At 72.3% G+C, this 14,665-nt stretch carries 11 protein-coding genes; 9 read left to right on the top strand and 2 right to left on the bottom strand.

From position 1 onward, the window contains the following. The first annotated feature begins 40 nt into the window (after positions 1–40). From ACGFY9_RS18890 to ACGFY9_RS18865, 6 genes are all read left to right on the top strand, one after another. The gene (locus ACGFY9_RS18890; protein WP_393755446.1) at positions 41–3,274 is read left to right on the top strand and encodes a S41 family peptidase; all 3,234 of its coding nucleotides are present in this window, start codon (positions 41–43) and stop codon (positions 3,272–3,274) included. Positions 3,275–3,370: 96 nt separating this feature from the next. Continuing rightward, positions 3,371–3,724, top strand: coding sequence for a histidine triad nucleotide-binding protein (locus ACGFY9_RS18885; RefSeq protein ID WP_393755444.1), 354 nt, complete (start codon positions 3,371–3,373; stop codon positions 3,722–3,724). 6 nt (positions 3,725–3,730) lie between these two features. Then, positions 3,731–4,636: a ribonuclease Z gene (locus ACGFY9_RS18880; protein WP_393755442.1), complete on the top strand. Its 906-nt coding sequence runs from the start codon at positions 3,731–3,733 to the stop codon at positions 4,634–4,636. Positions 4,637–4,656: 20 nt separating this feature from the next. Next, positions 4,657–5,646 (top strand): adenosine deaminase, encoded by a 990-nt coding sequence (locus ACGFY9_RS18875; protein WP_393755440.1) that lies wholly within the window; start codon positions 4,657–4,659, stop codon positions 5,644–5,646. A gap of 146 nt (positions 5,647–5,792) precedes the next feature. After that, on the top strand, positions 5,793–7,115 hold the full coding sequence (locus ACGFY9_RS18870) for an MFS transporter (RefSeq protein WP_393755438.1): 1,323 nt from the start codon (positions 5,793–5,795) through the stop codon (positions 7,113–7,115). A 93-nt stretch (positions 7,116–7,208) separates the two neighbouring features. Then, positions 7,209–7,802: a TetR/AcrR family transcriptional regulator gene (locus ACGFY9_RS18865; protein ID WP_393755437.1), complete on the top strand. Its 594-nt coding sequence runs from the start codon at positions 7,209–7,211 to the stop codon at positions 7,800–7,802. Between the two features lie 579 nt (positions 7,803–8,381). Here the strand turns inward: ACGFY9_RS18865 and ACGFY9_RS18860 are convergent. Next, positions 8,382–9,725 (bottom strand): MFS transporter, encoded by a 1,344-nt coding sequence (locus tag ACGFY9_RS18860; RefSeq protein WP_393755435.1) that lies wholly within the window; start codon positions 9,723–9,725, stop codon positions 8,382–8,384. 404 nt (positions 9,726–10,129) lie between these two features. Beyond that, the gene (locus ACGFY9_RS18855) at positions 10,130–10,915 is read right to left on the bottom strand and encodes an IclR family transcriptional regulator (protein ID WP_393755433.1); all 786 of its coding nucleotides are present in this window, start codon (positions 10,913–10,915) and stop codon (positions 10,130–10,132) included. 147 nt (positions 10,916–11,062) lie between these two features. Here ACGFY9_RS18855 and ACGFY9_RS18850 point away from each other — a divergent pair, with 147 nt between their 5' ends. The 3 genes from ACGFY9_RS18850 (at position 11,063) to ACGFY9_RS18840 (ending at position 14,599) form a co-directional block, all read left to right on the top strand. Next, positions 11,063–11,959 carry a 5-dehydro-4-deoxyglucarate dehydratase gene (locus ACGFY9_RS18850; RefSeq protein WP_393755949.1) on the top strand — a complete coding sequence of 299 codons (897 nt, stop codon included), beginning with the start codon at positions 11,063–11,065 and terminating at the stop codon, positions 11,957–11,959. Next, complete coding sequence (locus ACGFY9_RS18845; protein WP_393755432.1) at positions 11,956–13,245, top strand: glucarate dehydratase family protein; 1,290 nt, start codon at positions 11,956–11,958, stop codon at positions 13,243–13,245. The genes ACGFY9_RS18850 and ACGFY9_RS18845 overlap by 4 nt, the downstream gene beginning before the upstream one ends. A 196-nt stretch (positions 13,246–13,441) precedes the next feature. Beyond that, on the top strand, positions 13,442–14,599 hold the full coding sequence (locus tag ACGFY9_RS18840; RefSeq protein WP_393755430.1) for a carbohydrate kinase family protein: 1,158 nt from the start codon (positions 13,442–13,444) through the stop codon (positions 14,597–14,599). Positions 14,600–14,665: the final 66 nt, after the last annotated feature.

The following is a 14,665-nucleotide window of genomic DNA, read 5'->3' as shown; positions in this document are numbered from 1 at the left end:
AGGGCTGTCGGCGGATACCGTCGATGCATAACCTGATCAGGTGACTCAGCCCTCAGCGTCCGCAGCCCAGGCCTATCTCCGCTTCCCGCACCTGCACGGCGAGTTGGTCGCCTTCACCGCCGAGGACGACGTGTGGCTGGCGTCCCTCGACAGCGGCGGCCGGGCCTGGCGGGTCAGCGCGGAGAACGTGCCGGTGACCCACCCCCGCATCTCGCCCGACGGCACCACCGTCGCCTGGACCTCCACCCGCGACGGCGCCCCCGAGGTGCACATCGCCCCGGTCGACGGCGGACCCGCCAAGCGCCTGACGTACTGGGGCAGTTCACGCACCCAGGTGCGCGGCTGGACCGCCGACGGCGAGGTCCTCGTGACCAGCACCCACGGCCAGGCCAACCTCCGCCGCAGCTGGGCCCGTTCGGTCCCGCTCGACGGCGGACCGGCGACGACCCTCCCGTACGGCTGGGTGGGCGACGTAGCCCGCGGTGAGACGGCCACGGTCCTCCTCTCCGCCCCCATGGGCCGCGAGGCGGCCTGGTGGAAGCGCTACCGGGGCGGTACGGCGGGCAAGTTGTGGATCGACCGCGCCGTCCGCGACGGGGAGGGTGCCGGCGAATTCACGCGCCTGCACGAGGAGTTGGACGGCAACATCGAGTACCCGGTGTGGGCGGGGGAGCGGATCGCGTTCCTCTCCGACCACGAGGGCACCGGCGCCCTGTACTCCTCCCTCGCCGACGGCTCCGACCTCCGCCGCCACACCCCGCTCGACGGCTTCTACGCCCGGCACGCGTCCGGCGACGGCACCCGGATCGTCTACTCCTCCGCCGGTGAACTCTGGCTCCTCGACGACCTGGACGGCGCCGAGCCGCGCCGCCTCGGCATCCGGCTCGGCGGCCAGCGCATCGACCAGCAGCCGTTCCCGGTGTCCGCGGCCCGCTGGTTCGGGTCCGCGTCGCCCGACCACACCGCGCGCGGCAGCGCGGTCGCCGTGCGCGGCGCCGTCCACTGGGTCACCCACCGCTCCGGCCCGGCCCGCGCGCTCGCCGCCACCCCCGGCGTCCGCGCCCGGCTGCCCCGCACCTTCCGCGCCGACGGCGAGGAGTGGGTGGTGTGGGTGACGGACGCGGAGGGCGACGACGCCCTGGAGTTCGCCCCCGCCACCGGCCTCGCCCCCGGCGCCACCCCGCGCAGACTCGCCGCCGGACAGCTCGGCCGTGTCCTCGCCCTCACGGTGGCCCCCGACGGCAGCCGGGTCGCCGTGGGGTCGCACGACGGACGCGTCCTCCTCGTGGAGCGGGAAACCGGCGAGGTCCGCGAGGTCGACCGCAGCGAGGACGGCGACGCGTCGGGCCTGGCCTTCTCCCCGGACTCGGCATGGCTGGCTTGGTCGCACCCGGGCCCGCGCCCCTTGCGCCAACTCAAACTCGCCAACACCACGGACCTGTCGGTCACCGAGGCGACCCCGCTCCGCTTCCAGGACTACGCCCCCGCCTTCACCCTCGACGGCAAGCACCTGGTGTTCCTCTCCACCCGCTCCTTCGACCCGGTCTACGACGAGCACGTATTCGACCTGGCCTTCGTGGTCGGCGACCGCCCGCACCTGATCACCCTCGCCGCGACGACCCCGTCCCCGTTCGGCCCGCAGCGGCACGGCCGCCCCTTCGAGGCCCCCGACAAGGACGAGACCCCCGACAGCGAGGGTCGCCCGACCACCCGCGTCGACCTCGAAGGCCTGGCCGACCGCATCGTCGCCTTCCCGGTGGAGGCCGGCCGCTACTCCAACCTCCGCACGGCCAAGGACGGCGTCCTGTGGCTGCGCCACCCGGTCCAGGGAGTCCTCGGCGCCACCCGCGCGACCCCCGAAGACCCGGACCCCAAAACGGAGTTGGAGCGCTACGACCTCGCCCAGCAGCGCATCGAGCACCTCGCCGGGGACGCCGACCACTTCGAGGTGAGCGGCGACGGCAAACGCGTCCTCCTCTGGACGGACCACAAGCTCCGCGTCGTACCGAGCGACCGCCGAGCCTCCTCCGAGGACGACGACAACGACACGAACATCAACGTCGACCTGTCCCGCATCCGTCAGACCGTCGACCCGGCCGCCGAGTGGCGCCAGATGTTCGACGAGACGGGCCGCATCATGCGCGACAACTTCTGGCGCGCGGACATGAGCGGCGTCGACTGGACCGGAGTCCTCGACCGCTACCGCCCGATCCTCGACCGCGTGGCCACCCACGACGACCTGGTCGACCTCCTCTGGGAGGTGCACGGCGAACTCGGCACCTCGCACGCCTACGTCACCCCGCGCGGCGGCCACGGCCACGGCGAACGCCAGGGCCTGCTCGGCGCCGACATCTCCCGCCACGAGGACGGCAGTTGGCGCATCGACCGCATCCTCCCCTCGGAGACCTCCGACCCGAACGCCCGCGCCCCGCTGGCCGCTCCCGGCGTAGCCGTCCGCGCGGGAGACGCGATTCTCGCCGTCGCAGGCCAACCCGTGGACCCGGTGACGGGCCCCGCCCCCCTCCTGGTCGGCACGGCGGGCAAACCGATCGAGCTGACCATCTCCCCGGCCGGCGGCGGCGACCCCCGCCACGCGGTCGTCATCCCCCTGGCGGACGAGGAACCCCTCTACTACCACGCATGGGTCGCCGACCGCCGCGCCTACGTCCACGAGAAGTCCGGCGGCCGCCTCGGCTACCTCCACGTCCCCGACATGCAGGCCCCCGGCTGGGCCCAGATCCACCGCGACCTGCGCGTGGAGGTGGCCCGCGAGGGCCTGGTGGTCGACGTCCGCGAGAACCGCGGCGGCCACACCTCCCAGCTGGTCGTCGAGAAGCTGGCCCGCCGCATCGTCGGCTGGGACCTCCCCCGAGGCCTGCGCCCGTACAGCTACCCCGAGGACGCACCCCGCGGCCCCGTCGTAGCCGTAGCCAACGAGTTCTCCGGCTCCGACGGCGACATCGTCAACGCGGCGATCAAGGCACTGGGCATCGGCCCGGTCGTCGGCACGCGCACGTGGGGCGGCGTCATCGGCATCGACAGCAGGTACCGGTTGGTCGACGGCACGCTGATCACCCAGCCCAAGTACGCGTTCTGGCTTGAGGGTTATGGGTGGGGGGTGGAGAACCATGGCGTAGACCCGGATGTGGAGGTGGTCCAGCGCCCACAGGACTACGCGGCGGGAAGAGACACCCAGCTGGACGAGGCAATCCGCCTGGCACTGGAGAAACTGGAGACCGTCCCGGCAAAAACCCCGCCAACCTTGCCCACCTAAGGGGCGCGGGGAACGGCGCGACCAGCCCCCACGCGCCCGCACCCAACGACGATACGATGCCTCGCGTAAAGCACCCCCAGCCTCGGAGGGAACGCCATGTCAGGGGACCCGCAGGACGACTGCCTGTTCTGCAAGATCGTCGCCGGCCACATCCCGGCGACGATCATCCGAGAGACGCCCACCACCGTCGCGTTCCGGGACATCAACCCCCAGGCCCCGACCCACGTCCTGGTGATCCCCCGAGTCCACTACCCCGACGCCGCCTCCCTCGCCGCCGCCGCACCGACAATCGCCGCGGACATACTCCGCGAGGCCGGCGAGGTGGCGACCGACGAGAAGCTCGACAGCTACCGCGTCATCTTCAACACCGGCAGCGGCGTGGGCCAGACCGTGTTCCACGCCCACGCCCACGTCATGGGCGGCCGCGGCATGCAGTGGCCGCCCGGGTAACTCGCCATGTCCGTACGTGAATTGGTGATCCTCGGCACGGCAAGCCAGGTCCCCACCCGCCACCGCAACCACAACGGCTACCTCCTCCGCTGGGACGGCGAGGGCATCCTCTTCGACCCCGGCGAGGGCACCCAGCGCCAGATGCTGCGCGCCGGGGTGGCCGCGCACGACCTCAACCGGATCTGCGTCACCCACTTCCACGGCGACCACTCCCTCGGCCTCGCGGGCGTCATCCAGCGCATCAACCTGGACCGCGTCCCGCACCCGGTCACCGCCCACTACCCGAAGTCGGGCCAGCGCTTCTTCGACCGCCTGCGCTACGCCACGGCGTACCGCGAAACGGTGGGCATCACGGAGTCCCCGGTGTCGGACGACGGCGTACTCGCCACCACTCCCGCGTACACCCTGGAGACCCGCAAGCTCTCCCACCCCGTCGAGTCCTACGGCTACCGCCTCACCGAGCCCGACGGCCGCCGCATGCTCCCCGACCGCCTCGCCGCGCACGGCATCAAGGGCCCGGACGTGGGCCGCATCCAGCGCGAGGGCGCGATCGGCGATGTCACGCTCGACGACGTCAGTGAGGTACGGCACGGCCAGCGTTTCGCGTTCGTCATGGACACCCGCCTCTGCGACGGGGTGCACGCCCTCGCGGAGGGCTGCGACCTGCTGGCGATCGAGTCGACGTTCCTCGACGAGGACGAGCAACTGGCCGTGGACCATGGGCACTTGACCGCAGGGCAGGCGGCCCGGGTGGCGCGGGACGCGGGCGTACGGCACCTGGTCCTGACGCACTTCAGCCAGCGTTACTCCGAGCCGGAGGAGTTCGAGCGGCAGGCGCGGGCGGCGGGGTTCGAGGGGGAGCTGACCGTGGCGCACGATCTACTCAGGGTGCCGGTTCCGAAACGGCGGTAAAACACCCGTACGATACTTCGATGCCCATTCCCAAAGCCGAACTGCACCTGCACATCGAAGGCACCCTGGAGCCCGAGCTGGCCTTCGCGCTCGCGGCCCGCAACGGCGTCGAGCTGCCGTACGCGGACACCGAGGAACTCCGGAAGGCGTACCTCTTCGAGGACCTCCAGACCTTCCTGAACCTCTACTACGAGCTGATGGCCGTCCTGCGCACCGAGCGGGACTTCGAGGACCTCGCAGGCGCCTATCTCGCCCGCGCCGCCGCGCAGGGCGTACGGCACGCGGAGATCTTCTTCGACCCGCAGGCGCACATCGCGCGGGGCGTGGACATGGGCACGGTGGTGGAGGGCCTGTGGCGGGCGCTGGGCAGCAGCGAGACCAACCACGGCATATCGACCCGCCTCATCCTGTGCTTCCTGCGCGACGAGTCCGCCGACTCGGCCCTGGAGACCCTGGACGCGGCCAAGCCGTACCTCGACCGGATCACCGGCATCGGCCTCGACTCGGCCGAGGTCGGCCACCCGCCGGTGAAGTTCCGCGAGGTCTACGAGGCCGCCGCCGCGCTGGGCCTACGACGCGTCGCGCACGCCGGTGAGGAGGGCCCGCCGGCCTACATCACCGAGGCGCTGGACGTCCTCGGCGTCGAGCGGATCGACCACGGGCTGCGCTGCATGGAGGACGAGGAGCTGGTGGCGCGCCTGGTGCGTGACCGCGTCCCGCTCACCCTCTGCCCCCTGTCGAACGTCCGGCTGCGCGCGGTGGACGTCCTCGCCGAGCACCCCCTCCCCGCCATGCTGGACGCGGGCCTGCTCTGCACGGTCAACTCCGACGACCCGGCCTACTTCGGGGGTTACGCGGGCGACAACTTCGACGCGGTGCGGGAGGCCCTCGGCCTGACCGAGGACCGGCTGCGCGAGCTGGCCCGCAACTCCTTCGTCGCGTCCTTCCTGGAGGACGACGAGGAGCGTCGGGCAGGCTACCTCGCCGAGGTCGAGGCGTACGTCTTCTAGCTGGCCAATTCGCAGGTGAGCCCGTGAGCCCATGAGCCCGCCCCGAGCGGCGCTCGCCTCTCCCGTTTGACTTGAGTAGACCTGTCTGTCTAATCTGATGCACGACTAGACAGACAGGTCTACTCATGCTTCGGACGGGAATGGTCATGACGAATCTCTCGGTCGTCCCGGCGTCCACACTGGCGCGCACCTCGGATGCGGCGCCCGTCGACGCCGGATCCGCTTCCGGATCCGACACCGCCGCCGTATCCGCGCGGGGCCGACGGCTGCCGCCGAAAGTGGCGCTGTACGTACTCGCCTCGATCACCATCTCGTTCCTGGCGGCCTCCAGCGCGCCCACCCCGCTCTACGCCGTCTACCAGGCCGAATGGGGCTTCGACCCGATCACCGTCACCGTGGTCTTCGGCGTCTACGCGGTGGCCGTGCTGCTCGGGCTGCTCACCATGGGCAAGCTCTCCGACCACGTCGGCAGGCGGCCGGTGCTGCTGGCCGCGCTGGCTGCGCAGGCCGCCTCGATGATCGTGTTCGCCACCGCCGACGGCGTATCGGGGCTGATGGTCGCCCGGATCGTCCAGGGACTGTCGACCGGCGCCGCGCTCGGCGCGATCGGGGCGGGGATGATGGACATCGACCGGCCGCGCGGCACGATCACCAACGCGGTCGTCCCGGGCATCGGCACGGCGACCGGCGCGCTGGTCTCGGGCCTCGTCGTCCAGTTCCTGCCCGCCCCCACGCATCTGGTCTACCTCGGGCTGCTGGCGCTCTTCGTCCTCCAGGCCGTCGCCGTCGCGCTGATGGCGGAGACCGTGACCCGCAAGCCGGGGGCGCTGGCCAGCCTGGCGCCGGAGATCAAGCTGCCGCGCGCCGTGCGCCGCCCGATGCTGGTGGCCGCGCCGGTGCTGTTCGCCGTCTGGGCGCTGGCCGGGCTGTACGGGTCGCTCGGCCCGTCCCTCGCACGGCAGTTGACCGGTTCCAGTTCCGAAGTCCTCGGCGGGCTGAGCCTGTTCGTGCTCGCCGGAGTGGCCGCCGTCTCGGTGCTGGTCCTGCGGACGGCGGCGACCCGCACGGTGATGCTCACCGGCATCCTCGCGCTGATCGCCGGGGTGGCCCTCACCCTCGTCTCGATCCGCGACTCGTCCCCCACCGGCTTCTTCGTTGGCACCGCCATCGCAGGCGTCGGCTTCGGCAGCGGGTTCCAGGGCGGTATCCGTACGGTGATGCCGCTGGCCCGGCCGCACGAGAGTTCCGGGGTGCTGTCGCTGCTCTTCGTCGTCTCCTACCTGGGCATGGGGGTGCCCGCCGTGATCGCCGGGTTCCTCGTCGTCCACGCGGGCGGACTGACCGCCACCGCGCAGGAGTACGGCGTCGCCGTGATCGTCCTCGCGGCGTTCGCGCTGCTCGGGCTGGTGCGCGGCGGCCGGGGCGGGGCGGCGGTCCTGCCGGGCGAGCGGGTCGGCGGCAGCGCCTGAGGGGCGGCCTCCGGCCGGGACACGGTGGGGACTCCCTCGGAGGGGCGCGACCGGCGCATAATGTAGACAGATCTGTCTGAAGGAGTGACCGTCATGGCGAGTGTCCAGAGCACCGCGAAGCCGTCGGCGCGTGAGCGCCTGCTCGCCGCCGCGAACGAACTGTTCTACGCCGAGGGCGTGCAGAGCGTCGGGATCGACCGGGTCATCGAGCACGCGGGCGTGGCCAAGGCGTCGCTGTACAACACCTTCGGCGGCAAGGAGCAGCTCGTCCGGGCCTACCTCGACACCCGGCGCGCGGGCACCGCCGACCGGATCACCCGGGCTGTCGCGGAGCACGAGACGCCCCGCGAGCAGATGCTGGCGATCTTCGAGACCCAGGGACGGCAGTTCGACCGGCCCGACTTCCGCGGCTGCGCCTTCATCCGAGCCGGCGCCGAGGCCGGCCCCGGCGGGCTGGTCCAGGAGGCGGCGGACGCCTACCGCGGCTGGATGCGCGAACTCTTCACCCGCCTCGCCGCCGAGGCCGGCGCCGCCGACCCCGAGGCCCTGGGCCACCAGCTCCACATGCTCTACGACGGCGCCGGCATCTCCGCCCTGATGGACCACGACTCCACGGTGGCCGCGGCCACCCGCGCGGCGGCGGCCGCCCTGATCGCGGCGGCGACGGGCACATCCGCCGAGGCCTGAGCGGCGCCCGGCACGCGGGCCGGGACCGCGAGCGTCCAGGGACAGGGACACTGGCGTGGCGTCGGCAGCGCGGCCCGGGCCAACGCACCGGGCCGCCGACTCCGGTCGGGCCCGATCCGCGGACGGTGCGCCGCGGCCCGCTCGGCCGACGTCTGTCCGCCGGTTTCCCGACGCGGCACCCCTTGATGATCGATTCCGGGGGATCGGCTGCGCGCAGGGGACGAGGGCGCCCAACGGCAGTGTGTGAAGACGGAGTTGGACACCCTCGCGATCGCACTCCATGCGCAGACCGACGACCTGCTGAAGGCATCCCGGCATCTCGCACCATGGCGGCCGGCCGTGGGGATCACCCCGCGGCTCACCACGCCGAGCTGGTCACCCTGGCGATGGCGATGGCGCGGGCCGTGCCCGGCTTCACCCCCGAGTCCGGCCGGCTCCGCCACGCTGCGTCATGCGGCGAATCCTCGCGCTGACCGCCGCGATCCGGCACAACGGCCACACCCGACAGCCCGTCCCACGCTCACTGACCGCCTACGACCGCTGACCGCCTACGACCACTGACCCCTTGGAATCGATCATCTAGCCGCCGCTGCCGGTGGCTGTGGCACCCGCGTGCCAGGGGCCCGCCGTGTAGTAGTCGCCCTGGGCCGGGACGGCCGCGGTGTCCAGCGGGATCTCGACGACCGGCTGCTCGGGGGCGCCGATCTGCGGGACCGTGCCGCAGGGTGAGCCGGTCGACGCGGCGACCACGGCGCCCGGGGTGCCCCCGCGCCGCCGGACCGTGCCCGGCACCAGCAGTCGGCCGCCGGTGTGGAGAGCGACCCAGGTCATCGGTACCGCGATCACGACCAGCCCCGCCGCGAGGATCGCGCCCATCGCCGGGAACCCGGCCCGCGCCGACAGCACGCTGCCCGCGAGTGGCCCCGCCGCCGTACCCAGCGACGAGGCCGAGCCGACGAGGACGGCCCAACGACCGCGCGGATCAAGGGAGGCGGCGAGGCCGAGGACGTAGGACAGGACGATCGGGTAGAGGGTGTTCCAGGCGATCTCGCCGGTCGCGAACGTCCTCAGGTCGTGCGCGGACGCGCTCAGTACGATGCAGCCCGCGATGAGCGCCGTGCCCGCCCCGATCGGCACCGCGCGCCCCAGCCGGGCCCCCAGCGCACCCGCCCCGATCACGCCCACCAGCCCCGTGCCGAGCGCGATCGCGAAGACCGCGCCGACGGTGACCTCGGAGAGGTGCGCCTGGCCGATGCCGATGCGGCCGCTGACGCCCCAGAGGGAGTTCTGGGCGAGGGACCAGCAGAGCAAGGTGCCGGCGAGGACGAGGCCGGCGCGGCGGTGGGGGAGTCCGGCGGTCTCCACGCGCGTGTGCGCCGTCGTCGTACGGACCGGGAGGCGTCCGGTCAGTGGCCATACGGCGAGTGCGGTGAGCGCGATCGCGGCGAGCGGCTGGCCGTGGCCCGCGCCGAGGTGCGGGACCGTCAGGTAGACGGCACCCGCGAGCGCGGACACGCACAACAGGCCGAGCGTGGAAGCGCGATGAGGGTCCCGTTCGGCGGCGATCCCGGACGCGGCGACCGTGGTGGCCGTACCCGATCCGAACCCGCCGACCACCGCGCCCGCGATGACCGCGGGGACGGCGTGCGTGAGGGCGGCCGAGCCGTACCCGAGAACGGCCAGCGCGAGACCGATCCGCGCGAGCGTGCGCGGGCCGACCCGGTCGACCCGCGAGGCGAGCAGAAACCCCGCCGCGGCCGAACTCAGCAGCAGCGCACTGCCGACGGCACCGGCCTGTGTGGCGGAGAGCGGAAGCCCGGCGTCGAGACGGCCGACGGTGGTGGGCAGGAGATAGGGGGCCAGATACCCGGCCGTGAAAAGGGCGACGAGGGGCCAGGGCGTGGTGGTGCTGCGGGCGAACACGGGCGTTCCCAGGGCATGCGAAAGAAGCGGCTCAAAAAGGGGGATTGGGCGACGACCGTCGACGGACAGGAACGCGCGGCCAATTTGTATCAAGCACGCGGTTCGCGAAAGAAGGGCGGGGGGTGTGATCTGGGGCACGTTCAGTTTGGGGCCCGGGGGACCGGGTAAAAGAGCGCTCAATTTCCGGTGCCGGGGGCGTCATTCGGTCGGCCTGGTGAGTCTCGGCGCAGGCCGGCAGGCTCGGCTCGTCCGGCGTCTTTCAGAGCCTGTGCCTTTCAACGCAGGCCGGCATTACTCAGCCTGTCCGGCGTTTGAGGACGAGGCCCCTTCAGGGCCGATGGGGGTCTGGGGGCGCAGCCCCCAGAAGGCGCTCACACCAGCACAGGGCGCCAACTCGACCGGCGCTAACGCCAATGCACCGATCCGCCAGCCGCAGGCGACGACGCACCCTCGATCTTCGCCCGGATCTCCCGCATCACCGCAACGATCTGCCCCTCGTGCTCCGGCGTCAGCCGAGCCACCGGCACCGAGCAGCTGATCGCGTCCAGCGGCGGGCTGTCGTACCGCAGCGCGAAGCCGAAACCGACGATGCCTACGACGCCCTCCTCACGGTCGATCGAGTAACCCCGGGCGCGGATCGAAGCGAGGTCCGCGGCCAACGCGTCCCGGGACGTGTGGGTGTTGGGGGTGGCCGCCTCGTACGGCCCGGCCGGCAGCTCGGCGTCCGGCCGCTCGGCGAGGAGCGCCTTGCCGAGGGCGCCGACGTGGGCCGGGAGCCGCCGCCCCACCCTGCTGATGGTCCGCAGGTACTCGTGGGACTCCCGCGTCGCCAGATACGCCACGTCCCGCCCGTCCAGCCGCCCCAGATGGATCGTCTCGCCGAGCGCCTGGGACGCCTCGTCGAGATACGGCCGTACGACCCGCACGCGCGGGTCGGAGTCCAGATAGGTCGTGCCGGTGAGCAGGGCGTGGATGCCGATGCCGTAGAGCGAGCCGGTGATGTCGGTGCGGACCCAGCCGTGGGCGATCAGGGTCTGGAGGAGGGCGTACATCGAGCTGCGCGGTACGCCCAGGTCGTCGGCGAGTTCCTGGAGGCGTGCGGGACGGTCGCCGCGCGCGGCGAGCAGTTCGAGCAGCTCGACCGTACGGGCGGCGGACTTCACCTCGCGGACGCCACCGGGCTCTGACATGGGGCGATGTTAGCGAGCGCGGGTGCCCCATTGACGGTCGAGGTTCGCGTATCTAACCTCTGTCTTCATACATGGATGACGTCTACATAGGGAGATGGCACAGTGAACGGCGACACGGAGACCGTGGTGCGCAGGCTCCGGGACGGGATGGCGGGCGGCGTGCTCTCCTTCCCGCTCACCTCCTTCCATGACGACGGCTCCCTCGACCCCGCCGGCTTCCGCACCCATGTCGCGGCCCGGATCGCCACCGCCCCCGGCGCCGTGTTCCCCGCCTGCGGCACCGGCGAGTTCTTCTCGCTCGACGAGGACGAGTACCGCACGGTCGTCACCATCGCCGTCGAGGAGGCGGCCGGCCGCGTCCCCGTCGTCGCCGGTGTCGGCTACGGCTGGGCGCAGGCCGCCCGCTTCGCACGCATCGCGGAGGAGGCGGGAGCCGACGCACTCCTCGTCCTGCCGCACTACCTCGTCGCCGCTCCGCAGGACGGCCTGGTGGCGCAGCTGGAGCAGCTCGCCGCCCGCACCCGGCTCCCGCTCATCGCCTACCAGCGCGGCCAAGTCGCCTTCACCGCAAGCTCGTTGAAGCGGATCGCGGCGATCCCCGGCGTCATCGGCCTCAAGGACGGCCACAGCGACCTCGACCGCCTGCAACGCCTCACGCTCGCCGCCCCCGAGGGCTTCCTGTTCTTCAACGGCGCCTCGACCGCCGAGATCCAGGCCCGCGCCTACGCCACCGTCGGCGTTCCCGCCTACTCCTCCGCCGTCCACGCCTTCGCCCCCGAGATCGCGAACGCCTTCTTCACGGCGTTGCGGGACGGCGACGACAAGGCGGTCGAGAAACTGCTGCGCGAGTTCTACGTCCCGCTCGTCGAACTCCGCGACCGCGTACCGGGATACGCCGTGTCGCTGGTCAAGGCGGCGGCCCGGCTGCGCGGCCAGCCGGTGGGACCCGTGCGCGCCCCGCTCACCGACCCCTCGGCCGCCGACCTGGCCGAACTCACGACCCTGCTCGCCACCGGACTCGACCTCGTAGGAGCCGCGCTGTGAACCTCACCATCGCCGACGTCCGCCTCACCCCGATCCTGGTCGCCGACCCGCCCCTCCTGAACACCCAGGGCGTCCACCAGCCCTACACCCCGCGCCTGATCGTCGAGATCGAGACGGCCGACGGGATCACCGGCCTCGGCGAGACCTACGGCGACACCAAGTACCTGGAACTGGCCCGCCCCTTCGCCGGGAAACTGATCGGCCGTCAAGTCAGTGATCTGAACGGCCTGTTCACGGTCGTCGACGAGCTGGCCGTCGACAGTTCGCGGGTCTCCGGGCAGGTCGATGTCGGCGGGCTGCGCGGTGTCCAGACCGCCGACAAGCTGCGCCTGTCCGTCGTCTCCGCCTTCGAGGTCGCCTGCCTCGACGCGCTCGGCAAGACGCTCGGGCTGCCCGTGCACGCCCTGCTCGGGGGCAAGGTGAGGGACGCGGTCGAGTACAGCGCGTACCTCTTCTACAAGTGGGCCGACCACCCCGAGGGCGTGACGGCCGAGAAGGACGACTGGGGCGCCGCCGTCGACCCGGCCGGAGTCGTCGAGCAGGCACGGAAGTTCAAGGAGCGGTACGGCTTCACCTCCTTCAAGCTCAAGGGCGGGGTGTTCCCGCCCGAAGAAGAGATCGCCGCCGTACGGGCGTTGGCGGCGGCCTTCCCCGGCCACCCGCTCCGCCTCGACCCCAACGGCGCCTGGTCCGTGGAGACTTCACTGAAGGTCGCGAAGGAACTGGGGGACGTCCTCGAATACCTGGAGGACCCGGCGCTGGGCACCCCGGCGATGGCCGAGGTGTCCGCGGGGACCGACGTGCCGCTCGCCACCAACATGTGCGTGACGACGTTCGCGGAAATCAAGGAAGCCTTCACGAAGGACGCCGTGCAGGTGGTGCTCTCCGACCACCACTACTGGGGTGGGCTGCGCAACACCCAGCAACTGGCCGCCGTCTGCCGCACGTTCGGCGTCGGCATCTCCATGCACTCCAACACCCACCTCGGGATCAGCCTCGCCGCGATGACCCACGTCGCGTCGACCGTCCCGAACCTCCATCACGCCTGCGACTCCCACTACCCCTGGCAGTCGGAGGACGTCCTCACCGAACGCCTCACCTTCACCGACGCCAAGGTCACCGTCTCCGACGCACCCGGCCTGGGCGTCGAACTCGACCGCGCCAAACTGGAGTTCCTGCACCAGCGCTGGCTCGACGACGACGGTGCGCTGCGCGAACGCGACGACGCGGCCGCGATGCGGATCACCGACCCGGAGTGGGTGACGCCGTCGATGCCGCGCTGGTAGGAACCGGGTGACCGGATCCGGACGCGTGCGATGCGGTGTCCGTGGGCGGGGCGGCACCGGCCGCGGCACGCGCCGTAGAGCCCGGACCTGCGGTTGCCCGACACCGGTGCGACGGGTGGTCCCGGAGCGGGAGCCGCCCTCACGCGCGCGTGGTGGTGCACACTGGCCTGATCCGTATCACGTCAGGGAGCGCACCGTGACCGCGTCCAACGCGTCCACCGGAAAGGGACCGTCGTCCCGCAGCGAAGGGCCGTCCTGCGGGGTCGATCCGCTGGCCGGGCTGCGCGCGGCGGACGATCCGCCCTGGGACGTGTATCTCACCGGCACCGTCTTCCTCGACATCATCTTCACCGGCCTCGAATCCGCGCCGGTGCGCGGCACCGAGTCCTGGGCGCGCGGGATGGGGTCGAGCCCCGGCGGCGTCGCCAACATGGCGACCGCGCTGGCCCGGCTCGGGCTGCGGACCTCCCTCGCCGCGGCCTTCGGCGACGACCACTACGGCGAGTACTGCTGGGACGCGTTGCAGCAGGGCGAGGGCATCGACCTCTCCGCCTCCCGCACGGTCCCCGGCTGGCACTCGCCGGTCACCGTGTCGATGGCCTACGAGGGTGAGCGCACGATGGTGTCGCACGGCCACGAGCCGCCCCCGGAGGTCGTGTTCGGCCAAGGGGGCGCGCCTGACTGCCCGCCACGCGCGCGTGCCGCCGTCGCCTCGCTCACCCCCGGCAAGCAGGCCCCCTGGGTCGCCCAGGCCGCGAGCGAGGGCACCCGGATCTTCGCCGACGTCGGATGGGACGACACCGGCGCCTGGGACCTCGCCGGACTCGCCGACCTCGCGCACTGCGAGGCGTTCCTGCCGAACGCCGAGGAGGCCATGCGCTACACCGGCGCCGACTGTCCCCGCGCCGCCGCCCACGCGCTCACCGAACACGTACCCCTCGCGGTCGTCACCCTCGGCGCGGACGGCGCGTACGCCGTGGACCGGCGTACCGGGGAGTCCGCCGAGGTCCCGGCGATCGCCGTCGAGGCACTCGACCCCACCGGCGCGGGTGACGTCTTCGTGGCCGGTTTCGTCACCGGCACCCTGGCCGGCTGGCCGCTCGCCGACCGCCTCGCCTTCGCCGGACTCACCGCCGCCCTCTCCGTCCAGGAGTTCGGCGGTTCCCTCTCCGCACCGGGCTGGTCGGAGATCGGCGCCTGGTGGCGCAAGGTGCAGTCGGTCGACGGCCAGGACCCGACGGCCCTGCGCCGGTACGCGTTCCTGGCGGGACTCGTACCGGAGGAGCAGGGCAGCGGCAGTCCGTGGCCGTTGCGGCGGGCGGTGCCGACGATCGGGTTCGGCCGGTCGGCCTAGGAGCGGCGACGAGGGCCGAGAGCGGCGGGACACCCGTCGCCCGCACCGGGGTTCCGGGGCCCCGGA

This window comes from Streptomyces sp. NPDC048504 (genome assembly GCF_043200035.1).
Lineage (GTDB): Bacteria > Actinomycetota > Actinomycetes > Streptomycetales > Streptomycetaceae > Streptomyces.
This window is presented reverse-complemented; position numbering and strand designations above follow the sequence as displayed.